The organism is Streptomyces sp. NPDC093085 (assembly GCF_040683935.1).
Lineage (GTDB): Bacteria > Actinomycetota > Actinomycetes > Streptomycetales > Streptomycetaceae > Streptomyces.
In genome coordinates this window covers 63019-84807 of sequence record NZ_JBFBFB010000013.1, presented here as the reverse complement: position 1 = coordinate 84807, position 21789 = coordinate 63019, and the positions used below count along the sequence as shown (strand labels likewise).

Genomic DNA, 21789 nt, shown 5'->3' with positions numbered 1-21789 from the left:
TCGCTTCCCCTGCGCCTCAAGCCCACATCTGTCACACATGTCCGCGCACCGCCACGCACCTCCGCGCATCCCCGCGCACCACCGCACATCCCCGAACATCCCCGCGCCGTGACGCGCGGGCCCGGACTCGCCGACCCCCGTACGGCAGTTCCGGGCCCACGCGCCCCCGAGACCGGAGTCTCAGGCGGTGACCGCGCCGTTCAGCGCACCGCTCTTCGCGGTGCCGCCCAGCGCGGCGATCGGGGTGTCGGAGAGGCCCAACCGCTCGACCTGCTCCAGGAGTTGGGCGAGCTGCCCGGAGGGGACGCCGCTGCCGCCGGAGTTCATCAGCTTCATCAGCAGCGCCGACACGGTCAGGTTCGCCACATCGCCCGTGGAGACCGACCCGAGGATCCGGGTCAGGTCCTCCGGGAAGCTGGCCGTCCCGTCCAGCCAGGGCTTGCCGAGCGCCTGCGCCGTCTCCGAGTGCTGGACGAAGCCGTCCACGCTCTTGCCCAGCGAGATCGAGGAGACCAGCCGGTCGAAGAAGACCGAGTCGCCGCCGACGATGTTGATGTCGGAGTTCTCCAGACCGGTGGCGAGCACCGTGGCCTGCGCCTCGGCCACCTGCCGCTGCACATCGAGCCCGGCGAGCCGGATCTCCTTGTCGGCGGCGAGCCGCAGCCGGTACTCCTCGTGCGTACGGGACGCCTCGTCCAGCGCGGCCATCGCCGCCGCCTTCTCGGTGAGCCCGGCCGCCTCCGCCTTCAGCTTCTCGCCGATCATCGCGGCGTCCGCCGTGGCCTGCGCCTGGGTGCCCTCGGCGAGCGCGAGCGCCTTGAGCCTGGCGCCCTCCGCCTCGGCGCGCAGCCGGGCCTCGGTGGCACCGGCCTCCGCGAGTCCGGCCTTCTCGATGACGTCCGCCTCCTTGTCGCGGACCTGGACCTCGGCGAGTCCGGGCGCCGCCGACTCGGCCTGGATGCCCTCCGCGAGCCGCAGCTTGGCCTGCGAGTCGAGGTCGGCCGCCTTCAATCGCGCCTCGGCCAGCGTGAGTTGCTCGGCCGCGTGGTGCCGGGCCGCGACCTCCGCCGCCTCGGCCGCCTTGATGTCCTTGACCAGCTTCTCCTGGGCCTCCGCCTCGGCGGCGATGATCACCGACTGGCGGGTGCGCTCGGCCTCCTCGACGATCCGGAGCTTCTTGATCGACTCTTCCTGCTCGGCGACCGTACGGTCCACCGCGATCCGCTCACGGATGACGTCGGCCACCTCGCGCCGCTCCGCCTCGACCTCCTTGTCCTTGGAGATCCGGCTCAGCTCCGTCTCGCGCTCGCGCCCGATGACTTCGAGGACCCGGTCCTTCTCGATGCGCTCGTTCTCGACGGCGATGACCCGCTCGCGGTTCTTCTGCGCCACGGCGATCTCGCGCGCCTGGTTCTCGCGCTGGACGCCGAGCTGCTCCTCGGTGCGGAGGAACGCGGTCTGCGCCCCGAGCCGCTCCTCCTCCCGCACCTTGGCCGTCGCCGCCTCCTCACGGGCCCGCAACGTCTCGACCTCGCGCTGCTGCTTGATCTCGGCCTCGGCCTGCCGGCGCTCCAGCTCCAGGATGGTCTCCCGGGCGTCGACGTTCTGCCGGGTGATCTCCTTCTGCTCCGTACGCTGGAACTCGTTGGTCCGTACGTGCTCGACGGCGGTCAGCTCGGTGATCTTGCGGATGCCCTGGGCGTCGAGGATGTTGGCGCCGTCGAGCTGCGACATCGGGGTCTGCTCAAGGAAGTCGATGGCGGCGTCGTCGAGGTGGTAGCCGTTGAGGTCGGTGCCGATGACCCGGATGATGCGGTCCCGGAACTCCTCGCGCTTGGTGTAGAGGTCGACGAAGTCGAGCTGCTTGCCGACCGTCTTCAGCGCCTCGGAGAACTTCGCGCCGAAGAACTCCTGGATGGCGGTCTCGTCGCTGGCGCGCTCGGTGCCGATCGCCTGGGCGACCTTGATGACGTCCTCGACCGTCTTGTTGACGCGGACGAAGAACGAGATGTGGATGTCGGCGCGGATGTTGTCCTGGCAGATCAGACCCTCGCGGCCGGTCCTGCGGATCTCGATGATCTTCACCGAGATGTCCATGTACTCGGCCTTGTGGAGCACCGGCAGGACGACGGCGCCGGTGAAGGTCACATCGACCTTCTTGGTCTTGGAGATGATCAGCGCACGGCCCTGCTCGACCTTGCGGAAGAGCCGGCTGATCACCAGGAAGAGGGCGAGGGCGATGAGGAGGGCGACGGCGACGAGCACGCCGAGGCCCAAGGAGATGGCATCCATGGAGGTCCTTGTGTCCTTGTGACAGGTGACGGGAAGTTCAGGTGGCCCGGGCCGGGTGGGACGGTGGCGGTGGCCGGAGGCGGGCGTGGCGGGGCGCGCCGGGTGCGGACATCGGGCAGTGAGTCGAGTCGTACGGGTAAGGCGGTACGGGTACGGGTGCGGGTCGGCGGACCCGTATGCGGTACGGGGCGGACACGCGGCAGAGCAGGAGGTACCGGCTCACGCCAGGCGGAGCACCGGCCCCCCGCGCAGGACTCCACGGGCGCACGGGGCCCAGGGACTCCACGGACTCCCGGACTCCACGGCGCAAGCGGAACCCCGTCCCGCGAGACCGCGAGCCCCCGTCCGCCCCGCGAGCCCCGTCCGGTACCGGTGGCGCTCCCTCAGGTGGCCGAACGCGGGTCCAGCGCCGGGTCGTACGGCGAGACCCAGAAGAACTCGCCCTCGACGTCGAACGCGTACAGCAGCCCCGTGGACCCGGCGGTGAATCGTTCCGCCCCGCCCGTCCGGTCAGCCCGGCCCGTCCGGTCCGTGCCGTCCGTGTCCGGCCGCCGGACCTGGACCAGCGCGGTCGAGCCGTCGGCCGCCGTGACCTCGGCCTGACCGAAGTCGGCGGAGACGGAGCCGGTACGGATCACACAGGTCAGCCCGATGAAGTCCAGCCGCGACGGCGGCGTCTGTTCAGGAACGAGGTCGCGCAGCCGGCGTACGAGCAACCGGGTCACCCCCCAGGCCACCAGCGCGGCCCCGGCGAGCACGGCGCCCGACCAGAGCGTACGGACACCCCCCGGCTCCACCCACCGGCGCACCGGCACCGACCCGGCGAGGCTGGTGAACCACGCCGTGACGGTGAAGACCGACACCGGCACGGCGACCGGGACTCCCCAGAGCCCGGCCGACCCCGCCCCCTCGGTCAGATGCGTGAAGTCCGGGGAGAAGGAGTCGTGCTCGGCGGCGCCGATGGCCACCAGCAGCCAGAAGCCGATGACGACGAGGAGGGCGGCACCGAAGAGGACGGCGGGAAAGCCGAGCGCCGCGTCGAAGAACTCCGCGAATCCTCCGGATCCCCCCGGTCCTCCGGATCCCCCGGATGCGCTGAATCCTCCGGATCCCCCGGATCCGCCGACCGCGTCGAGCCCGCCCATCGTCCACACCCCCCAGGTGTCCCGCTCCCGCACGTCACCACCCCGACGCCGGAACACGCTTCCGTGTCCCGGCATCCGGGCGGTTCCCCCGTCTGCGCTGCACCCATTCTGACCGCCCGGGGCATGTGCGCGCATTGCCGGATCCCGGCAGTCTTAACGCGTCCTTAATGCCGGGCGCGAACCCGGAGCCCCGGCACCGGCGGCCTCCCGACACCCCTCCCGACACCCCTCGCGAACCCCGCCGGACACCTTGACGAGCAGTCACCCACAAGTTCTAAAGTACTAGCTAACTAGATAACTGGAGGACCGAGTGATCGAGTTCCATCTGGACGGCGGGTCCGGGCTCTCCCCGTACCAGCAACTGGTCCAGCAGGTACGGCACGCGCTGCGGCTGGGGCTGCTCGCGGAGGGGGACCGGCTGCCCACCGTCAAGGAGGTCGCGGGGCGGCTCGCGATCAATCCGAACACCGTGCTCAAGGCGTACCGGGAGCTGGAGCACGACGGGCTGGTGGCCGCCCGGCAGGGCGTGGGGACCTTCGTCACGCGGACGCTGCCGGGGGCTTCGCCCGCCGCGCTCGGGCCGCTCCGCAAGGACCTGCGGCGCTGGCTGACGAAGGCGCGGCTGACCGGGCTGGACGACGAGTCGATCGAGGCGCTGTTCCTGGACACCTTCCGGAACGCCGCCGGGGAGGGCGTGGCATGACCGGCACCGTGCTGCGCGCCCACGGCCTGGGCAAGAGATACCGGCGGCGGTGGGCGCTGTCGGAGTGCACCCTGGACGTCCCCGCCGGGCGGGTCGTCGGCCTCGTCGGCCCCAACGGGGCGGGCAAGTCGACCCTGCTGAACCTGGCGTCCGGGTCGCTCGCCCCGACCACCGGCACGATCGAGGTGTGCGGCGGCCGGCCCGCCGGCGGTACGGGGCAGCTCGCGAAGGTCGGCTTCGTCGCCCAGGACGCCCCGACCTACGCCGGGCTGAGCGTCGCCGACCACCTCAGGCTCGGCGCCCGCCTCAACCCCGGGTGGGACGACGCGCTCGCCCAGGAGCGGATCCGGCGGCTCGGGCTCGACCCGGCGCGGCGGACGGGGAAGCTCTCCGGCGGCCAGCGCGCCCAGATCGCCCTCACCCTGGGCATCGCCAAGCGGCCCGAACTCCTCATCCTGGACGAGCCGGTCGCCGCCCTCGACCCCCTCGCCAGACGGGAGTTCATGCGGGACCTGATGGAGTCCGTCGCCGAGCAGGAGCTCAGCGTCATCCTCTCCTCCCATCTCGTCTCCGATGTGGAACGCGCCTGCGACCATCTGATCGTGCTGGTCGACTCCCGGGTACGGCTCTCCGGCGACATCGACGACCTGCTCGCCACCCATCACCGGCTCACCGGGCCCCGGCGCGACCCGGCCACGCTCCCGGCCGGCCAGGAGGTCGTCTCGGTGAGCCATACGGAACGGCAGACGACCCTCCTCGTACGCACCGACGCCCCGGTCCTCGACCCCGCCTGGACCGTGAGCCGGCTGACCCTGGAGGACCTCGTCCTGGCCTACCTGGGCGGCCCGTCCGACGAGCGCCGCCCCGACGGACGCCGCCCCGGCGGAAGCTCCCGAGCCACCCTGGAGGCCCTGCGGTGATCTGGCTGACCTGGCGCCAACTGCGCCTCAACGTCCTGGTGGTGGGTGCCGCCGCCGCCGTACTCCTCGCCGTGCTCGCGGCGACGGCCCCCGCCCTCCCGGACCTGTCCGTCCCCGCCCCCGGCGGCACGGAGCCCGCCCCTCTCTCCTCGGCCGAGCAGGCCCTCTACTACACCGGCCTGATCGCCGTCCTCGTCCTGCCCGGGGTGATCGGCGCGTTCTGGGGCGCGCCCCTGATCACCCGGGAACTGGAGACCGGCACCCACCGGCTGGTGTGGAACCAGAGCGTCACCCGTACCCGCTGGCTCCTCACCAAGCTCGGCCTCACCGCGTTCGCCGCGATGGCCCTCGCCGGGGTGACGGGTGCGGCGGTGAGCTGGTGGAGCCGCCCCGTCGACCGGGCGGCCGAACGCGTGGGGAGCCTCGACCTCTTCGCCCGGCTCGAACCGCTGGTCTTCGGCTCGCGCGGCATCGTCCCCGTCGCGTACGCCGCGTTCGCCTTCGCGCTCGGCGTCACGCTGGGGCTCTTCATCCGCCGTACGGTGCCCGCGATGGGCGCGGTGCTGGCCCTCTTCCTCGCCGTGCAGCTCGCGGTCCCCCTGTGGGTACGCCCCCACCTGGCGACGCCCGCCGAGAAGACCGTCCCGATCACGGCCACCACGCACCTCTCCCTCCTCCAGGAGGGCCGGGAGATCGCCGTCGACTTCGAGGAACCGGGCGGCTGGCTCATCGCCCAGCAGACCCTGGACGCCACCGGCCGCCCGGCCCCCGTACCGGCGTCCTTCACCACCTGCCTCCACGAGGCCCCCTCCCCCACGGCCTCGGACGCCTGCTTCCGCGACCTGGTGACCCACCACTACGCCCAGCGCCTGACCTACCAGCCGGCCAAGAACTTCTGGCCCCTACAGTGGACCGAGTCGGCGCTCTATCTCACCCTCACGGTGACACTGGGCGGCCTCTGCGTCTGGCGCATACGCCGCCTGTCATGACCCACCGGTTGCCGTGGCCCCCGAAGGCCGTCGGAATGGCGCGTTCGGCGATGGCGGCGCGCCGCACGGCCAGGGGCGTGGTCCTGCCGAGTCCGGCCGCGTCGTAGTCGAGGGGCCAGCGGCCCGTGACGCAGGTCCACAGGGTTCCGGCGAGGCCGTCCGGGACCATGCCCGTACCGCCTTCCCGTACGGCTCGCCCCCCGCGCGCTTCCGATGCGACGGCACAGGGGCGGCCGGGTCGGGTCAACTCAAGGCGTGGGCGATGCGCTGCCGGAGGGGCTGATCGCCGATTTCGCCGGCGTCGCGCCAGGCGGCACCGGTCACTTCTTCGGCCTGGAGCCGACCGATATCGGCCGTGGTGCGGAAGAGGAAACGGAAGTCGATGTGCTGGTGGTCCGGTTCCCCCTTGGTGTCGTTGGCGGGGATGGGATGGACATCGATGTGAAGGGGCCGGTGCGTCACTGCGGTGACGGCCTCTGCGGGAATGCCTGTCTCCTCGGTGAGTTCGCGCAGAGCCGCGTCCAGCAACGTGTCGTCAACGGTTTCGAGGTGGCCGCCGGGCAGGAGCCAGGTGTCCAGGGCGAGATGACGGATGTGCAGTACGCGCCCGTCAGGGCCGACGAGGATCGCACCGGCGGTGGCATGTCCGCGGAATTCACTGCGGACGGTGAGGTCGGCGCCGGAGTCCAAGAGGTCCAGGACCGGCGCGAGGCCGGGCTTCTCCTGGGGGTGTTCGTCCAGGTAGGCAGTGAGGGTGGAGCGGAGGTGGGCTTCAGTGATGGGCACATCGATCACCTGTTGAAGTAGGAGAGCCACGTCGCCGCGACAGCGGCCCGATCGGCCGCGCTGACCTCGTACATACCAGGGTCGAGGTCACCACGGGTGAGCATCCTGATCCCGGCGAGGATTTCCGCCTGGACCAGGAAGATGAACGGTCCAACGCCTGCGCCGTGCAGAAAGTTGACGGCATTCCCGCCGTTCGCCAGATAGAAGTAATGGCCCGTGGTCTGGTAGCGCGTGATGTGGTCACCGGCCATGGTGCGGGTGTAGACGTTCGGCAGCCCGGCGAGGTCCAGTTCGTCCTCGCTGCTGGTGACGGTGGCGACGTAGGCGCCGTTACGAAGGTGCGGGAAGTCCTCGCCGTGGAGGGAGACCGCACCGGTCGCGCAGAGCACCAGCCCCGCCCCGGTCAGCGCGCTCTCACGGTCGCGGGCGACGGCGAAGCCCTGGGAGAGGGCTTGTGTGCGGCGTACGGGGTCGATGTCGAAGACGGTGACCTGGACCCCCTTCGCGTGCAGCAGCCGGGCGATGCTGGAGCCGAGTTTGCCGAAGCCGATGACCAGGGCGGGCCGTCCGTGCAGGATGTCGCCGCGTCCGCGCATGACGGCTTCGACGGAGAAGACCACGGACTGGCCGACGAGAAAGTCTTCGGGGTCTTTCAGTGGCGAGCGGGCCACCGAGACAACCGGACAGGGCGGCTTGCCAAGGTCCTCGTAACGGCGGTGCCCGTTCCCGGTGTCCTCGATCACCCCCGCGATCCTGCCGGAGAAGCGTCCGTGCAGGGCATCGAGGGTGGGGGCGAAGTAGCCGCCGACGTCCAACAGTACGACCGGCTCGCCGGCGGCCCGGGATTCGAAGTACTCCAGCGCGGTGTCAGCCCCGGCGAACAGTTCACGGGTCAGGGCATCGACCGGGAAAGTGCGCTCGACCTCGCGCCGTGCTTCCGGGCTGATGGATTTCGGCTTGGGCAGCACCGCCCGCAGGCTGGAGACGGAGTCGACCGCACGGACGAAGCCGGGCCGCTCGGGCAGCAGGTGGGTGACCAGGAACGACGTGGCCTGCTCGGCGGGGGCGAAGTGGGCCGCGATCTTGGCGAAGTAGGAGTCCAGTCGGGCACGTTCGAACGATTCCATGGCGGTTCCCTCTCAGGGGGCGGCGGTGCCCGCGAAGCCTGAGGCTCTCTGGCGAAAGCTGCTGTTGTCTGGTGGTACCGCACTGTTCTCGCCAGTGGCGCTCGGGGCGTTGACGAGGACCGTAGGTGACCGCCTCGACCGCGATCCAGGAGTTTGCGCGTATTTGCTCTCCATTCCCCGAAGCGGGTGAATGTCTGTACTGAGGTGGTACGGGGAGCACCCGAGGCCGCAAACTGAAGCAACACCGACCACGGGAGTGCGGCTATGCGGTTACGGTTCCTCGGCAAGGAGTCCAACCCCACGGAGTCACCCACCTTGTACGCCACGGACCAGCCCTCCGTACGTTGTGCAGGGGTGGAAGGTCACAGACGCGGAAGTCCTCGCCAAGTTCGATATCCCCGACGATGAGACGATCGTGGAGGTACCGGCGTCGCTGTTCCGGCACCTGGCCAAGGACGGACTGTCCGGCGTAGTGACGACCTGGGCCCCTCCCATCGTCCACGTCACACCGGAAGGCACCTGCATCGTCCAGGGCAAACGGGTCGCAGACGCCGCGACCTTGGGACAGATGAACCTCTCCGGCCACGAGGACTGCGTCGTGGTGAGCAAGGAAGCGATGCTGGCTCTACTGGAGGAGAACGATGGCGGACCTGGTCACGGGTGAGCAGCGTGACAAGCTGTTCCAGACCTTCCACCAGGAGGCATTCCACCTGGAGTTGAAGGACACCTACCGCACCACCATTGAGGACGGTCCCTACGCGAAGTGGCGGAGAGGGGAAGCCGACGACTACGCCTGGTTCACACCGTGGCTGGACCAGACCCGGGCGCTTACGGCAACGGGCAAGAAGATACGGCGCGTCCGTGTGGTATCCGAGCCGTTCACGGACTACATCCGGTGGGAGCACTCGCTGACGCCCCTCAACCTGGAGGCAGGGGAGGATATCCGCTGGCTTCCGAGACGCCTCCTGCCCGCCCAGATCTCCTTTCCGGTGAACGGCCACGACTGGTGGCTCTTCGACCGTAAGGTCCTCGCCGTCACACACTTCCGCGCGGATGGCCGCTACGAGGGTTCCGAGCTGATCGAGAACCCTGAGGTCGTGGGGGAATGCGTACGGTTTCGGAACCGGCTCTGGGACCTCGCCCTTCCCTACGACCAGTACCAGAGCAACTGACCCGGTTCCCGTGACCAACCAAGCTCAACAAGCCCGTGAGGCACTGGGCGCCCGGCTGCGTGAACTCCGTAAGGACGCGGAACTCACCGGCCGCGCGCTGGCCCAACAGGCGGGCTGGCAGCTTTCGAAAGTCTCCCGCATCGAACACGGCAAGCAGAACGCCAGCGAGAACGACCTTCGCGTCTGGTGCCGGATCACCGACTCCGAGGTCCAGCTCCCGGACCTGGTCGCCACGGTCCGCCACATCGAGGCCATGTGGTCGGAGTGGCGGCGTACGTTCCAGGCCGGTGCCGGACGGGCGAACCGACGTTCCCTCCCGCTGTACGAGAAGACCCGGACATTCCGCATCTGGCACCCCACCGTCATATGGGGCACCCTCCAGACCGCCGATTACGCGGCCGCGACCTTCCGGCAGGTCATCGACTTCCTCGATCTCCCGGACGACCTCGATGCCGCCGTCGCGGCCCGCATGGAGCGCCAGCGGTACCTCTACGGCGGCCGCCGCCGCTTCACCGTTGTCCTCGGGGAGCAGGCTCTCTACACGAACTACGGCGGCCCCGAGGTGATGCGCGGCCAGCTCGACCGCCTCCTCGCGGTGATCTCGCTGCCGAGCCTGAGCCTCGGCATCATCCCCTCCACAGCGGCGATGGAGATCTGGCCCGGCAATTCGTTCTCCCTCTTCGACGACCGCGTGGTCATCGTGGAGACGTATTCGGCCGAGATGACCGTCACCCAGCCCCGGGAGATCGCCCTCTACGCCAAGGCGTTCTCCCTCCTCCAGCGTGCCGCCGTGCATGGGGAACCCGCTCGCCGGCTCATCGCCCACGCCCTCGACCACTACCGGGACGAGTAGAGCGGCGCCCCGCACAGCGGGACCCGGGGCTCGCGCCCCCTCCGGGCTTGTGACGTCACGCCCTGGAGACGCCGCCCTTGGCCACCACCAGGAAGGCGCCCCACGGGGCGGGGGTGAAGCGCAGGGGCGGGCGGCGCGGGTCCTTGCTGTCACGGACGGCACGGCCACCGGTGGGGGTGGGGGCGACCTCGACGCAGTTGTTGTCGTGGCCCGAGTACGAGGACTTACGGTACGGGCCCACGCCTCCCGAGGTCATACGGCACCTTCCTTTGCGTGCGCCAGGAACGTACGCCACTGGACGGGACCGAAGCCGAGAGGCGCCCTGGTGACGTCCTTGCTGTCGCGGACAGCACGACCGCCGTTGGCGGTGGCAGCCACCTCGACGCAGTTGTTCTCCGCTCCGGAGTACGAGGACTTCCGGTATGGACCTATGACGTCATCGGTCACGATGTGTCTTCCTTGCCGCTCCGCAGTACGCCCCGAAGGAGCCGAGCGCTCGCCTCGGGTGTCAGTGCTGCCGATCGTAGTTGGTCAAACGCGTTGGTGTAAGCGGTCAAATCGTCAACCGCCTCAAGGATGGACGTACCCCTGAGGTTGTCCAGCGTCACGGCTTCCACTGTCGGTTCAGAGTCGAAGCTGAAGGAAGCGAAGGCCGACGTCACGCCAGCCTTCAACCCCGAGGTAAATGGCAAGACTTGGACGGTCACGTTCTTCCGTTTGCCCACTTCAAGCACGTGAGCCAACTGTTCTTGGTGAGCATCGGCGCTCACCAAGGGGTGCCTGATGACCGGCTCCCAGATAATGGCCGTATACGTGGCTCCGCCATCGCCGATTTTCGCCTGCCGCGCCTTCCCAACTTCGATCAGCTTCTCAGCTCGCTCAGGGGCGATGTAGCCGAGGGACGCCTCGATAACCGCTTCCGCGTAGGCAGAGGTTTGCAGCAGGCCCGGGAACATCACCGGCTGCCACTCGCGGATATACGTGGCGTCATCCTCCAACGAGATGTGTTCGAGGTAGTCCGCACGAAGGTGCGCGGCGTGTTCAAGCCACCAGCCGCGGCGATTCGACCTCTTGGCCAACTCCTCCAGCCGAGCCACCTTCGCACGGTCAGACACTCCGTACGACCCCAGGAGCAAGCGCACGTCGATCACCCGACACGACACGTGGCCGCTCTCCATGCGGCTGATCTTGGCCACAGACGCGGCAATCACCTCGGCAGCCTGAGCCTGATCCATCTTCGCGGCTTGCCGGTACTGCTTGAGCGCCGTACCAAGCCGCCTGCTACGCACCGTCGGTTTCCCACCTGCGGGCATCAACCTTCCCCTTTCTGTCCTGTCGCAAGTCTGCAACTTTCCCAGCAGCCAGACCAGTCACTCGATAGGGTGACTCAAGTAAATTTGCATGAAACGGGGTTGCGTCGAGCGGAAGCGTCACCCTAGCTTTTGGAGCGCGCCGTCAGCAATTCGCTACGCAGCGCGACATCGACCAGCGTCAGCTTGGGGGTACGACCATGCCCACAGCCCTTTTCGCCGAGCCGTATCGCGACACCTTCCGCATCCCGAGACGAAAGAAGCACGTACCGGCCGTACGGGCCCGCGTCCGGGAGACCCTGGAGAAGTGGGGGTACGAACAGCTCGCCCCGGATGTCGAGTTGGTCGCCTCCGAACTCGTCACCAACGCCGTGCGGCACTGCCGGGTGAGCTTCGCCGAGGTCGAGGTGACCGTCCTGCTCGACTGGGGGGACGTGGTGCTGGAGGTCTCCGACCCCGATCGCGTCAGGGTGCCCCGGATCCGCGAGGACTGCCCCGGGGAACAGGAGGGCGGGCTCGGGCTGTTGCTCGTCGCCGGGCTCGCCGACTCCTGGGGGTGCCGGGAGTTGGCGTACGGGAAGTGCGTGTGGGCGCGGTTCGGTGCGGTCGGGCGGACGGGGTGACCCGGGGGTCGCGGGGGAGGCGTCGGCAGTTCCGGTGGCGCCGCGTCGGGGTGCTCGCGCCCGCGTCGGTATCCGGGGCGACCGTACCCGTATCCGTACGCCCGTACGTGGCTGATGCCGGGCCCGGGGCCGTTACCTCGCCCGAGATGTGGGACGCGCTGCTCACCCTCGCGCGGCACCGGCGGGCCCGTCGGGCGCGGGAGGGGCAGAGGCAGGGGCAGAGACAGGGGCAGGACGGGAAAGGAGGGCAGCGGTCATGGGCGCTGTGACGATCGGGATGGCCGTGTACGACCCCGCGCTCCAGATGCCGGGCCGCGTGACCGGGTTCGCCGGGGAGCTGGTCTGCCTCGAACGGCCCACCGGGCTCACCTGGAACGCGCGCCGGGGGTCCGTTCGGCCCGCGACCGCGTGGGAGGAGCGGCAGCTCAAGGCCCTGGCCCGGCTCCATCGGCAGAAGCGGCTGCCGAGATCGTCACCGTCACCGTGACGGGGTCGCCCGGACCGGGGCCGGGACGGACCGGGACGGCGGAGGGCGGCGGCCCGTGGGGTAGGCCGCCGCCCGGCTGTGTGTGTGGGTGGTTGGGGGAAGGTCAGGGGCTCTCGATGGTGATGAAGGGGTCCCACTGGAAGTACCCCTGCAACTGGCGGTGGCGGTCCAGGATCTGGAAGTAGAAGTGGTACACGACGTTGCCGGCCCGCCTGACGGTGGTCCGCCAGTAATGGTCCTCGTAGTTCTGCGTGGTGAATTCCGGGGAGCCCTCGGTCCCTTCCTTCGGCATCGGATAGACGCCGTCGATCACCTCGATCTCCGGCGTCCTGATCAGCTCGTGCTGGCTGTCGCTGCTCACGTACCGGTAGAGCAACGCCTTGTAGTCGCTGCTGAGCGACAGCGTCGTCTCGCGCCACCTGATGCTGTCCCCGGGCTCGGCCCGGAGGTTCAGTTCGGCTCCCGACGTACCGATGATGTGGTCGTGGCGCGTCGTCATGTAGATCAGGCTCTGGTCGGCGTACGTCGGGGCGTTGGGGTCGCGCGACGCGTTGGGGTTCTGCTCGACGATGGTCGCCGCGTCGAACGCGATCAGTACGTTGAGATCAGCCATTTCCGCCCTTTCGGATTTCGGGTACGCGAATTCCCCGCCGGTGAATTTCCCACCGGGTTTCTCCGACGATCGTAGAGAGGGCGGAACATTTCATCGACCCCTCCGAAGACAACGTCCTAAAATCCGCCGAGGCCATTGATCCATGGATTCCCGGGGTGGCTGTCGGGGCGTCGGACGTGTCAACACCCTGTCCTCCGGCGGGCGTTCCGGCAGGGGCGGGAGAGGCGTGGGGCGGCGGCCGGGGCGCTCATTCCGCGCGGAATGAGAGAGTCCGGTGGGGCTTTCGCGGCCGTCGCGGCGGATTTATTCGTTCCGCAACTGCCACTGTCGGGCGGGCCGAAAATTCGTTCCTTTTTTCGCTGGTGATTTTCAGCCGGACGGGTGAGGAATTCCCCTGGAGGGGGGTGTGGGAGGGGCGCGGGAGGGGGCGTGGCAGGGGTCGCGGACCGGCGTCCCGGCCCCGGTGAGACAGCCAGGACGCGCGAGCAACCAGCGGGGGATGCCCGGCGTCCTTGGGGGTGTTCGAGGCTTGAATGAACCTTCGTTCAGTTTCGGCGGAGGCTCAAGCGAAGACCGCCCGGGGCCCACCCGGGGCTCACCCGGGGCTCACCCCGGGCCCGAACGTCAGCGAAGACACGCAGGAAGGCAAGGAACCAACCACCATGGCGAAGATCATCGTCGCGGCCCCGCCCATCACCGGCGAACTGGCACCCCTGCTCCAGCTCGCCCGCGGGCTCGCCGAGCGCGGCCACCGGATCACCGTGCTCACCGGCAGCCGCTTCCGCGAGCGGGTCGAGGGCGCCGGGCTCGCCTTCAAGGCGGTCACCGGCGTGGCCGACTTCGACGACCGCCTCGTCTCCGAGGACCCCGAGCGCCTGAAGCTCGCCCCCGGTCCCGACCAGCTCAACTACGACTGGACCACCTTCTTTGCCGCGCCCGTGCCCGACCTGCACGCGGCCCTCCAGGAGTTGCTGGCGGAGGACCCCGACCAGTACCTGATCTCCAACGCCGTCTGGCTCGGCGCCTTCCCGACCGCCCTGGGCGCGCCGGGGCTCCGGCCGCGCCGCTGGGTCGCGGTGACGGCCGTACCGCTCCCCCTCAGCAGCGACGACACGACCTTCTTCGGACCCGTGCCGGTCGGCCCCGGCGAGGACCAGGCGGCGGCCAACCGCGCCGGCAACGAGCAGTTCGCCCAGATGATGGCGCCGACCCAGGCCCGTCTCGTCGAGATCCTCAACTCCCTCGGCGCCACCCAGGAGTTCCCGCCGTTCGTGGACGCCACGGTCCGCCTCCCCGACGCGACCGCCGCGCTCACCGTGCCCGGCTTCGAGTTCGAGCGGAGCGACGCGCCCGACTCGCTCCACCTGGTCGGCATCCTCCCCACCCGCAGCGCCCCCGACTGGGAGCCGCCGTCGTGGTGGCCGGAGCTGGACGGCTCGCGCCCGGTCGTGGTCGTGACCCAGGGCACCATCGCCAACGCCGACCTGTCCCAGCTCGTCGAGCCCACCCTCACCGGCCTCGCCGACCAGGACGTCACCGTGGTGGCCGCGCTCGGCCGCGAGCCCGACGCGCTCTCCGTCCCGGTCCCGGAGAACGCGCGGGTCGCCGAGTTCATCCCGTTCGACGTCCTGCTCCCGAAGGCGGACCTGTTCATCACGAACGGCGGCATGGGCGGCACCCAGCAGGCCATCGCGGCCGGCGTCCCGGCCATCGTCGCGGGCCTCACGGAGGACAAGCCAGCCAACGCCGCGCGGGTCGCGTACCACGGCCTCGGCATCAACATGCAGACCGCCACACCGACCCCGGAGGCCGTCGCCGCCGCGGTCCAACTGGCCCTCAAGGACGCCGACATACGCGAGAACGTACAGAAGCTCGTGCCGGTGTATGCGGCGCACGACGCCCTCGGGGAGATCGAGCGGCTGACCGTCGGGGAGCCGTCGGCCTAGCCTCCCCGGTCCCCTGGCCCCCCGGCCCCCTGCTCCGGTCCCGGTCCCGATCCCCGGCCGAGGAGTGGTTCACCCCCGTACCGTCCTCGGTGTCAGGGTCGCGGGTCAGTGGTTACGGGCCCGAGCGCCCCAGCGGTTCACCGCTGGGGCGCTCTTCGTTGCGCCCGCCCGTCGCGCCCACCCGTCGCGCCCGCTCGTTTCCCCCGGGGATGCCAGGTTTCGCCCCGCCTCCTCCTGACTCATGATGACGGGAGGGGGCGGCGACCTCCGTACGGCCGAAACCGTCTCCACACGGGGGTTCCCGATGAGCACGCCGAACGAGCCGAACGCGTCGAACAAAACGAACAAGCCGAGCACGCCGAGCACGCCGAACGAACCGAGCGCGTCGAACAAGCCCGGTGAGTCACCCGGGGACCCGGAAGAGGCCGACGTCATCGTCGTGGGCGCGGGCCCGGCCGGCTCCTCCGCCGCGTACCACCTCGCCAGGGCGGGCGTCGACGTACTGCTCCTGGAGAAGGCCCACTTCCCCCGCGAGAAGGTCTGCGGCGACGGCCTGACCCCGCGCGCGGTGCACCAGCTCATCCGGATGGGCGTCGACATCAACGCCCCCGGCTGGATGCGGTCGCGCGGCATGCGCTGGGTCATCGGGGACCGCCAGGTCCATATCGACTGGCCCAGCATGGGGAGCTTCCCCGACTTCGGGCTGGCGCGCAGCCGCCACGACTTCGACGACATCCTGGCCCACCACGCGGCGGCGGCCGGGGCGCGGCTGCGGAACGGGGTGAAGGTGACCCATCCGCTCCTGGACCCCAGGGGCCGCGTCACCGGCGTACAAGCGGTACACACGCCCGCCCCCACCACCCGGAAATCTTCCGGGACCCCCGTCACCTACCGCGCCCCGGTCGTCATCGCCGCCGACGGCGCCTCGGCCCGCCTCGCCCTGGCGCTGGGGCTCCAGCGGGACACGAACCGCCAGATCGCGACGGCCGCCCGCCGCTACTACCGCAGCCCGGAGCGCTCCCAGGAGGAGTATCTGGAGCTCTGGGCCGACCTCCGCTTCCCCGGGACCGACCGCTATCTGCCCGGGTACGGCTGGATCTTCCCCATGGGTGACGGCCGCGTCAACGTGGGCCTCGGCGCCCTGCCGCACCGCCGGTACGGTACGGCCGAGCTGCGCACCGCCCTGGACGAGTGGCTGGCCCGTACCCCCGAGGCGTGGGGCCTGCGCGAGGAGAACGCCGAGGGGCCGGTACGGAGCGCCGCGCTGCCCATGGGCTTCAACCGCCGTCCGCTGTACGCCCGGGGGCTGCTGCTGGTGGGCGACTCGGGCGGCATGGTCTCCCCCTGGAACGGCGAGGGCATCGCCCAGGCCCTGGAGTCCGGCGAGGTCGCGGCCGGCAGCGCGGCGCTCGCCCTGGCCCTCCCGCCGGGCCCGAAGCGTGAACGCGTCCTCCTCAACTACCCCGTGGAGATGAACCGCCGCTGGGGCAGCTACTACCGCCTCGGCAACGCCGCCGCCGACCTCGTCTTCAGCCGCTCGGGCTTCCAGCCCCTGCTCAACCGGTACGTCCTGGGCTCGCCGTTCCTCCTCAAGGCCCTGGCCCGGCTCCTCACCGACCTCACCGACAAGCCCTCCCGCGACACGATCGACCACCTGATCAACACGGCGGTCCGCCTCGTCCCGGCCCCGCAGGTACGGCCGGTGCGGCCGACTCGACGCGGGTCCCGGTGACCGGGGCGGCGACGGATGCCGGGTGATCGGAGCCCGTGATCTGGGCCGGATCACTCAAACCTGCACCACGTGGACGTCCTGAGCCTTCAGCGCCTTCAGGTAGGTACCGACGGCGGCCGGATCGCTGGTGAAGACCACGGCGCTGCCGTGCCGCGCCGCCGTCAGCGCGACGAGGGCGTCCACCGCGTCCGGGCGCTTCTTCGGCGGCAGGTCCGCCGTACCGAGCGCGCCGCCGACGCGTTGCCACTCGATGAGGTCGGGGCTGGTCGCACACACGATGCACATCGTCTGTCCCGCACCGGTGGGGCGCATAGCCGGAGCGGCGCTTCGAGCCTGCGGCACGGTGCACTCCTTCAGCACACCGGCGAGGGCGTGCACCGTGGCCGGGGTAGGCCGCCAGACCTGTGCGAGCACCGGACCGAGCACCACCACACGGTGCGGCTCGTTCCTGACACCCGCGTGCAGAGCCAGCGCCTTCGCCTTGCGGTCCGTGAGCGCGATAAGCATGCCGGTGTCGTACACCGGAACGCGGACCGTCACGCGGCGTCGCTCCGACGGTCGGACAGGCCGTTCGCGACATCCGCTCCGTGGACGAGGTCCATGGCCGCGCGGACCTCGCGCCGCTCCTCCTCCGTCAGGTCCCCCTCGGCGGGCTCCGGCAGCGGCGGAAGCGCCCCTGCCTCCTCCTCGGCCGCCGCGATCAGGGCATCGATTTCGGCGAACTGGGCCTCGGCGGCCTCCACCTCGGCCATCTGCCGAGTCGCGGCGTTGACGAGGTACGCCGAGACATCCATACCCGCGCGCTCCGCGTGCGCCCGAATCCGCTCGGCGTGCTCGCTCTCCAGACTGATGCTGATTCTCGTCTTGGCCATACCTGGAGCGTAAGACGCGTATTACGATTCTCCAAGCGCACCCCGGGACTGTGGGGAGCCGACCGACGGCAACGGCCCCCGTCCCTCAGCACGCCCGCGTCGAGGACGACGGAATCACCCACCCGCGCCACGGTGCCGGACTGAGCGGGCCTCGATGACGCTCAGCAGACGCCGCCCGGACTCCTCGTCGGACTCGGTGAGTTCCACGCCCATGTGGTCACGCAGGTACGCGCGCGCGTTTTCACCGCGCTCCGCCAGCTCGGCTCTGGTGAACCGCTCGGCGGCCAGCTCCTCGACCAGAGCGCGGACGGTCGTGCTCTGCTCTTGGGCCAGCAGTTCCAGACGCTCCCCGGCCACCTTGGACACCTTGATGCTCGTCTCGCCCTCGCCCATGCCCTCGCCCATGCCGCGACTCTACTTGCGCCAGTCCCACGGCATGGGCAAGCCTCCTCACCCGTCCCCCTCGTCCCCCTCCAGCTCCCCCTCCGTCTCCAGGAACACCGCGCGCAGCGCCGCCAGGACCTCCGGGTCCGGCTTCTCCCAGAGGCCGCGGGACTCGGCCTCCAGGAGGCGTTCCGCGATGCCGTGGAGGGCCCAGGGGTTGGCCTCCTGGAGGAACTGGCGGTTCTCCGGGTCCAGGACATAGGTCTCGGTCAGCTTGTCGTACATCCAGTCGGCGACCACGCCCGTCGTGGCGTCGTAGCCGAAGAGATAGTCGACCGTCGCCGCCAGTTCGAACGCGCCCTTGTAGCCGTGGCGGCGCATCGCCTCGATCCAGCGCGGGTTGACCACCCGGGCGCGGAAGACACGGGAGGTCTCCTCGACCAGGGTGCGGGTGCGGACGGTCTCCGGGCGGGTGGAGTCGCCGATGTACGCCTCGGGGGCGGTGCCCTTCAGAGCACGTACGGTGGCGACCATGCCGCCGTGGTACTGGAAGTAGTCGTCCGAGTCCGCGATGTCGTGCTCGCGCGTGTCCGTGTTCTTCGCGGCCACCGCGATCCGCCGGTACGCCGTCTCCATCTCGGTGCGCGCCGGGCGCCCGTCGAGCTCGCGGCCGTACGCGTACCCGCCCCACACCGTGTAGACCTCGGCGAGATCCGCGTCCGTACGCCAGTCGCGGCTGTCGATGAGCTGGAGGATCCCCGCTCCGTACGTACCGGGCCGGGAGCCGAAGATACGGGTGGTGGCGCGGCGTTCGTCGCCGTGTTCCGCCAGGTCCGCCTGGGCGTGGGCGCGTACGTAATTGGACTCGGCCGGTTCGTCCAGCCCGGCCACGAGGCGTACCGCGTCGTCCAGCAGCCCGATCGCGTGCGGGAACGCGTCGCGGAAGAAGCCGCTGATGCGGAGGGTGACGTCGATACGGGGGCGGCCCAGCTCCGCGAGGTCCACCGGCTCCAGGCCGGTGACCCGGCGCGAGGCGTCGTCCCAGACGGGCCGTACGCCCAGCAGCGCCAGCGCCTCCGCGATGTCGTCGCCCGAGGTGCGCATCGCGCTGGTGCCCCAGAGGGAGAGCCCGACCGAGGTCGGCCAGTCGCCGTTGTCGGCGCGGTAGCGGGTGAGGAGGGAGTCCGCGAGGGCCTGCCCGGTCTCCCAGGCGAGCCGGCTCGGGACGGCCTTCGGGTCGACGGAGTAGAAGTTACGGCCGGTCGGCAGGACGTTGACCAGCCCGCGCAGCGGCGAGCCGGACGGGCCCGCCGGGACGAAGCCGCCGCTCAGGGCGTGGACGACATGCTCGATCTCGTCGGTCGTGCCGGCCAGGCGGGGGACGACCTCGGTGGCCGCGAAGGCCAGGACGGCGGAGACGGGCCCGGCCAGGGCGGACGGCAGCCCCGCCGTGACGGACGCCACCGCCGCGGGGTCCCACCCCGCGTCCTCCATCGCCTGGACCAGCGCGCGGGCCCGCTCCTCGGTGTCGTCGGCGGCGGTGCGGGTCGCGGCCGACTCGTCGAGGCCGAGCGCCTCGCGCAGGCCGGGCAGGGAGGCCGTACCGCCCCAGATCTGGCGGGCGCGCAGGATCGCCAGGACCAGGTTGACGCGGGCCTCGCCGGCCGGCGCGCCGCCCAGCACATGGAGGCCGTCCCGGATCTGCGCGTCCTTGACCTCGCAGAGCCAGCCGTCGACATGGAGCAGGAAGTCGTCGAACCCGTCGTCGTCCGGGCGCGCTTCGAGCCCGAGGTCGTGGTCGAGCTTGGCGGCCTGGATCAGCGTCCAGATCTGCGCCCGGATCGCGGGCAGCTTCGCCGGGTCCATGGCGGAGATCGCCGCGTACTCGTCCAGGAGCTGTTCGAGCCGGGCGATGTCGCCGTACGACTCGGCGCGCGCCATCGGCGGTACGAGGTGGTCCACCAGCGTGGCGTGCACCCGCCGCTTCGCCTGGGTCCCCTCGCCCGGGTCGTTGACGAGGAACGGGTAGATCAGCGGCAGATCCCCCAGCGCGGCGTCCGGCGCGCAGGACGCCGACATCCCGGCGTTCTTGCCGGGCAGCCACTCCAGGTTGCCGTGCTTGCCCAGGTGGATCATGGCGTCCGCGCCGAACCCGCCGTCCTCGGCGGGGGCCTGGATCCAGCGGTACGCGGCCAGGTAGTGGTGCGAGGGCGGCAGATCGGGGTCGTGGTAGATCGCGATCGGGTTCTCGCCGAAGCCCCGGGGCGGCTGGATCAGGATCAGCAGATTGCCGCGCCGCAGCGCGGCGAGCACGATGTCCCCGTCCGGGTCGCCGCCCGCGCCCACCCGGCTCCGGTCGAGGAACATCTCGCCGGGCGGCGGCCCCCAGTGGCGCTCGACGGCCTCCCGCAGGTCGGCGGGGAGTTCCCCGTACCAGCGCCGGTAGTCGGCGGCGGGGATACGGACCGGGTTACGGGCGAGCTGCTCCTCGGTCAGCCACTCCTGGTCGTGGCCGCCGGCGTCGATGAGCGCGCGGATCAGCTCGTCACCGTCGCCGGACTCCAGGCCGGGGACGGGGACGGGGGCGGGGACGGAGGCGGCGACGGACCCGGCGTCGCGGTCGCGGTCGTCGCGGTCACGGTCGTCGCGGTCGCGGTCGTCGCGGTCGCGGTCACGGGCGTCGTTGCCACCGCCGTCGTTGCCACCGCCGTCGTACCCGTCGCCGAAGTCGTACCCCTCGTCGCGCAGCCGCCGCAGCAGCGCCACCGCGCTGGCCGGGGTGTCGAGGCCCACCGCGTTGCCGATACGGGAGTGCTTGGTGGGGTACGCGGAGAGGACCAGCGCGATCCGCTTCTCCGCGTTCGTACGGAACGCCAGCATCGCGTGGCGTACGGCGATCCCCGCGACGCGCGCGGCCCGCTCCGGGTCGGGTACGTACGCGGGCAGCCCGTCCTCGTCGATCTCCTTGAAGGAGAACGGCACGGTGATCAGCCGCCCGTCGAACTCCGGCACCGCCACCTGCGAGGCCGCGTCCAGCGGCGTCAGCCCCTCGTCGTTCTCCGCCCAGGCTGCGCGGTCGCTGGTGAGGCAGAGGGCCTGGAGGATCGGCACGTCGAGCGCGGCGAGCGCGCCCGCGTCCCAGGCCTCCTCGTCGCCGCCCGCCGAGGCCTGCGCGGGCCTGGTGCCCCCGGCGGCGAGCACGGTGGTGACGATCGCGTCGGCCTCCCGAAGCGCCTCCAGCAGCTCCGGCTCGGGCGCGCGGAGGGAGGAGACGAAGAGCGGCAGAGGGCGGGCGTCGGCGTCCTCGACGGCCGAGCAGAGGCTCTCCACGAAGGCGGTGTTGCCGCTCATGTGGTGGGCGCGGTAGTAGAGGACCGCGACGGTCGGGTCGGGCGAGCCCACCGGCCGGCCGGGACGGCCGAGACGGGCCGGCCTGACCTTACGCTCCAGCCGCCCCCAGGTCGGCGCGGCGGCCGGCGGCTCGAAGCCGTGGCCGGTCAGCAGCACGGTGTCGGAGAGGAAGCGGGCGAGCTGCGCCAGGTTGGCGGGCCCGCCGTGCGCAAGATAGGCGTGCGCCTCGGCGGCGATCCCGATGGGGACGGTGGACGCCTCCATGAGCTGCGCGTCCGGCGCCTGTTCACCGGTGAGGACGATGACCGGGAGGCCCCCGGCGAGGAGCGCGTCGATCCCCTCCTGCCAGGCGCGCAGGCCGCCGAGAAGGCGTACGACGACGAGGTCGACGCCCTCCAGCAGCGCGGGCAGTCCGTCGAGCGCGAGCCGGGCGGGGTTGGCGAACCGGTACGGGACCGGGCCCCCCGCCGCGTTGGCGGCGCGG

At 70.8% G+C, this 21789-nt stretch carries 22 protein-coding genes; 10 read left to right on the top strand and 12 right to left on the bottom strand.

Features of this window, described 5'->3' with window-relative positions; translation table 11 throughout:
• Positions 1-180 precede the first annotated feature (180 nt).
• Positions 181-2292, bottom strand: coding sequence for a flotillin family protein (locus AB0O07_RS28505; RefSeq protein ID WP_365638463.1), 2112 nt, complete (start codon positions 2290-2292; stop codon positions 181-183).
• Positions 2293-2675: 383 nt separating this feature from the next.
• Positions 2676-3470, bottom strand: coding sequence for a hypothetical protein (locus AB0O07_RS28500; RefSeq protein ID WP_365638461.1), 795 nt, complete (start codon positions 3468-3470; stop codon positions 2676-2678).
• A gap of 277 nt (positions 3471-3747) precedes the next feature.
• On the opposite strand from AB0O07_RS28500, the gene AB0O07_RS28495 reads away from it, so the two are divergent.
• From AB0O07_RS28495 to AB0O07_RS28485, 3 genes are read left to right on the top strand one after another with little or no spacing between them, the layout of a single operon-like run.
• Entirely contained in the window at positions 3748-4140 is a 393-nt protein-coding gene (locus AB0O07_RS28495; protein ID WP_365638459.1) for a GntR family transcriptional regulator, read from the top strand.
• Positions 4137-5060, top strand: a complete 924-nt coding sequence (locus AB0O07_RS28490) for an ABC transporter ATP-binding protein (protein ID WP_365638458.1) — start codon at positions 4137-4139, stop codon at positions 5058-5060. Before AB0O07_RS28495 ends, AB0O07_RS28490 begins: the two co-directional genes overlap by 4 nt.
• Positions 5057-6049 (top strand): ABC transporter permease subunit, encoded by a 993-nt coding sequence (locus AB0O07_RS28485; protein ID WP_365638456.1) that lies wholly within the window; start codon positions 5057-5059, stop codon positions 6047-6049. The genes AB0O07_RS28490 and AB0O07_RS28485 overlap by 4 nt, the downstream gene beginning before the upstream one ends.
• 243 nt (positions 6050-6292) lie before the next feature.
• Here the strand turns inward: AB0O07_RS28485 and AB0O07_RS28480 are convergent, their stop codons facing one another.
• Both AB0O07_RS28480 and AB0O07_RS28475 read right to left on the bottom strand, forming a co-directional pair.
• Positions 6293-6835, bottom strand: coding sequence for an NUDIX domain-containing protein (locus tag AB0O07_RS28480; protein ID WP_365638454.1), 543 nt, complete (start codon positions 6833-6835; stop codon positions 6293-6295).
• 5 nt (positions 6836-6840) lie between these two features.
• Positions 6841-7962, bottom strand: coding sequence for an adenosylhomocysteinase (locus AB0O07_RS28475; protein ID WP_365638452.1), 1122 nt, complete (start codon positions 7960-7962; stop codon positions 6841-6843).
• Between the two features lie 346 nt (positions 7963-8308).
• Here AB0O07_RS28475 and AB0O07_RS28470 point away from each other — a divergent pair, with 346 nt between their 5' ends.
• Genes AB0O07_RS28470 through AB0O07_RS28460 form a run of 3 tightly spaced genes read left to right on the top strand, consistent with a single transcriptional unit; the run spans position 8309 to position 9987 of the window.
• Positions 8309-8626, top strand: a complete 318-nt coding sequence (locus AB0O07_RS28470) for a hypothetical protein (RefSeq protein ID WP_365638449.1) — start codon at positions 8309-8311, stop codon at positions 8624-8626.
• Positions 8604-9134: a DUF6879 family protein gene (locus AB0O07_RS28465; RefSeq protein WP_365638447.1), complete on the top strand. Its 531-nt coding sequence runs from the start codon at positions 8604-8606 to the stop codon at positions 9132-9134. The genes AB0O07_RS28470 and AB0O07_RS28465 overlap by 23 nt, the downstream gene beginning before the upstream one ends.
• 10 nt (positions 9135-9144) lie before the next feature.
• A complete protein-coding gene (locus AB0O07_RS28460; RefSeq protein ID WP_365638445.1) occupies positions 9145-9987 on the top strand; it encodes a helix-turn-helix transcriptional regulator in 843 nt (280 codons plus the stop codon).
• 55 nt (positions 9988-10042) lie between these two features.
• Here AB0O07_RS28460 and AB0O07_RS28455 read toward each other — a convergent pair whose 3' ends face one another.
• Genes AB0O07_RS28455 through AB0O07_RS28445 form a run of 3 tightly spaced genes read right to left on the bottom strand, consistent with a single transcriptional unit; the run spans position 10043 to position 11300 of the window.
• Positions 10043-10243, bottom strand: coding sequence for a DUF397 domain-containing protein (locus AB0O07_RS28455; RefSeq protein ID WP_365638443.1), 201 nt, complete (start codon positions 10241-10243; stop codon positions 10043-10045).
• A complete protein-coding gene (locus AB0O07_RS28450) occupies positions 10240-10437 on the bottom strand; it encodes a DUF397 domain-containing protein (RefSeq protein ID WP_365638729.1) in 198 nt (65 codons plus the stop codon). The genes AB0O07_RS28455 and AB0O07_RS28450 overlap by 4 nt, the downstream gene beginning before the upstream one ends.
• Positions 10431-11300 (bottom strand): helix-turn-helix transcriptional regulator, encoded by an 870-nt coding sequence (locus AB0O07_RS28445; RefSeq protein WP_365638441.1) that lies wholly within the window; start codon positions 11298-11300, stop codon positions 10431-10433. The genes AB0O07_RS28450 and AB0O07_RS28445 overlap by 7 nt, the downstream gene beginning before the upstream one ends.
• Positions 11301-11497: 197 nt before the next feature.
• On the opposite strand from AB0O07_RS28445, the gene AB0O07_RS28440 reads away from it, so the two are divergent.
• Together AB0O07_RS28440 and AB0O07_RS28435 are read left to right on the top strand one after the other, a co-directional pair.
• On the top strand, positions 11498-11920 hold the full coding sequence (locus tag AB0O07_RS28440) for an ATP-binding protein (RefSeq protein WP_365638439.1): 423 nt from the start codon (positions 11498-11500) through the stop codon (positions 11918-11920).
• A 256-nt stretch (positions 11921-12176) separates the two neighbouring features.
• A complete protein-coding gene (locus AB0O07_RS28435; RefSeq protein ID WP_365638437.1) occupies positions 12177-12407 on the top strand; it encodes a hypothetical protein in 231 nt (76 codons plus the stop codon).
• Between the two features lie 103 nt (positions 12408-12510).
• Here the strand turns inward: AB0O07_RS28435 and AB0O07_RS28430 are convergent, their stop codons facing one another.
• Positions 12511-13020, bottom strand: coding sequence for an inclusion body family protein (locus AB0O07_RS28430; RefSeq protein WP_365638435.1), 510 nt, complete (start codon positions 13018-13020; stop codon positions 12511-12513).
• Between the two features lie 662 nt (positions 13021-13682).
• Between AB0O07_RS28430 and AB0O07_RS28425 the strand changes: the two genes are divergently transcribed.
• Together AB0O07_RS28425 and AB0O07_RS28420 are read left to right on the top strand one after the other, a co-directional pair.
• Positions 13683-14966, top strand: a complete 1284-nt coding sequence (locus AB0O07_RS28425; RefSeq protein ID WP_365638433.1) for a nucleotide disphospho-sugar-binding domain-containing protein — start codon at positions 13683-13685, stop codon at positions 14964-14966.
• Between the two features lie 304 nt (positions 14967-15270).
• Complete coding sequence (locus tag AB0O07_RS28420) at positions 15271-16698, top strand: geranylgeranyl reductase family protein (RefSeq protein ID WP_365638430.1); 1428 nt, start codon at positions 15271-15273, stop codon at positions 16696-16698.
• Positions 16699-16752: 54 nt separating this feature from the next.
• On the opposite strand, the gene AB0O07_RS28415 is transcribed toward AB0O07_RS28420, so the two are convergent.
• The 4 genes from AB0O07_RS28415 to cobN form a co-directional block, all read right to left on the bottom strand.
• Positions 16753-17205, bottom strand: coding sequence for a hypothetical protein (locus tag AB0O07_RS28415; protein WP_365638428.1), 453 nt, complete (start codon positions 17203-17205; stop codon positions 16753-16755).
• 29 nt (positions 17206-17234) lie between these two features.
• Positions 17235-17570: a hypothetical protein gene (locus AB0O07_RS28410; protein WP_365638426.1), complete on the bottom strand. Its 336-nt coding sequence runs from the start codon at positions 17568-17570 to the stop codon at positions 17235-17237.
• 114 nt (positions 17571-17684) lie between these two features.
• Complete coding sequence (locus tag AB0O07_RS28405) at positions 17685-17975, bottom strand: hypothetical protein (protein WP_365638423.1); 291 nt, start codon at positions 17973-17975, stop codon at positions 17685-17687.
• Positions 17976-18020: 45 nt separating this feature from the next.
• The gene (gene cobN, locus AB0O07_RS28400) at positions 18021-21569 is read right to left on the bottom strand and encodes a cobaltochelatase subunit CobN (protein WP_365638727.1); all 3549 of its coding nucleotides are present in this window, start codon (positions 21567-21569) and stop codon (positions 18021-18023) included.
• Between the last annotated feature and the right edge of the window lie 220 nt (positions 21570-21789).

Excerpts from the sequence above, each read along its gene's own strand:
- AB0O07_RS28415 (WP_365638428.1), bottom strand. The coding sequence starts at position 17,205 with ATGCTTATCGCGCTCACGGACCGCAAGGCGAAGGCGCTGGCTCTGCAC.
- AB0O07_RS28465 (WP_365638447.1), top strand. The coding sequence starts at position 8,604 with ATGGCGGACCTGGTCACGGGTGAGCAGCGTGACAAGCTGTTCCAGACC.
- AB0O07_RS28490 (WP_365638458.1), top strand. The coding sequence starts at position 4,137 with ATGACCGGCACCGTGCTGCGCGCCCACGGCCTGGGCAAGAGATACCGG.
- AB0O07_RS28445 (WP_365638441.1), bottom strand. The coding sequence starts at position 11,300 with ATGCCCGCAGGTGGGAAACCGACGGTGCGTAGCAGGCGGCTTGGTACG.
- AB0O07_RS28435 (WP_365638437.1), top strand. The coding sequence starts at position 12,177 with ATGGGCGCTGTGACGATCGGGATGGCCGTGTACGACCCCGCGCTCCAG.
- AB0O07_RS28505 (WP_365638463.1), bottom strand. The coding sequence starts at position 2,292 with ATGGATGCCATCTCCTTGGGCCTCGGCGTGCTCGTCGCCGTCGCCCTC.
- AB0O07_RS28405 (WP_365638423.1), bottom strand. The coding sequence starts at position 17,975 with ATGGGCGAGGGCATGGGCGAGGGCGAGACGAGCATCAAGGTGTCCAAG.
- AB0O07_RS28440 (WP_365638439.1), top strand. The coding sequence starts at position 11,498 with ATGCCCACAGCCCTTTTCGCCGAGCCGTATCGCGACACCTTCCGCATC.
- cobN (WP_365638727.1), bottom strand. The coding sequence starts at position 21,569 with ATGGAGGCGTCCACCGTCCCCATCGGGATCGCCGCCGAGGCGCACGCC.
- AB0O07_RS28410 (WP_365638426.1), bottom strand. The coding sequence starts at position 17,570 with ATGGCCAAGACGAGAATCAGCATCAGTCTGGAGAGCGAGCACGCCGAG.
- AB0O07_RS28475 (WP_365638452.1), bottom strand. The coding sequence starts at position 7,962 with ATGGAATCGTTCGAACGTGCCCGACTGGACTCCTACTTCGCCAAGATC.
- AB0O07_RS28430 (WP_365638435.1), bottom strand. The coding sequence starts at position 13,020 with ATGGCTGATCTCAACGTACTGATCGCGTTCGACGCGGCGACCATCGTC.
- AB0O07_RS28420 (WP_365638430.1), top strand. The coding sequence starts at position 15,271 with ATGAGCACGCCGAACGAGCCGAACGCGTCGAACAAAACGAACAAGCCG.
- AB0O07_RS28425 (WP_365638433.1), top strand. The coding sequence starts at position 13,683 with ATGGCGAAGATCATCGTCGCGGCCCCGCCCATCACCGGCGAACTGGCA.
- AB0O07_RS28455 (WP_365638443.1), bottom strand. The coding sequence starts at position 10,243 with ATGACCTCGGGAGGCGTGGGCCCGTACCGTAAGTCCTCGTACTCGGGC.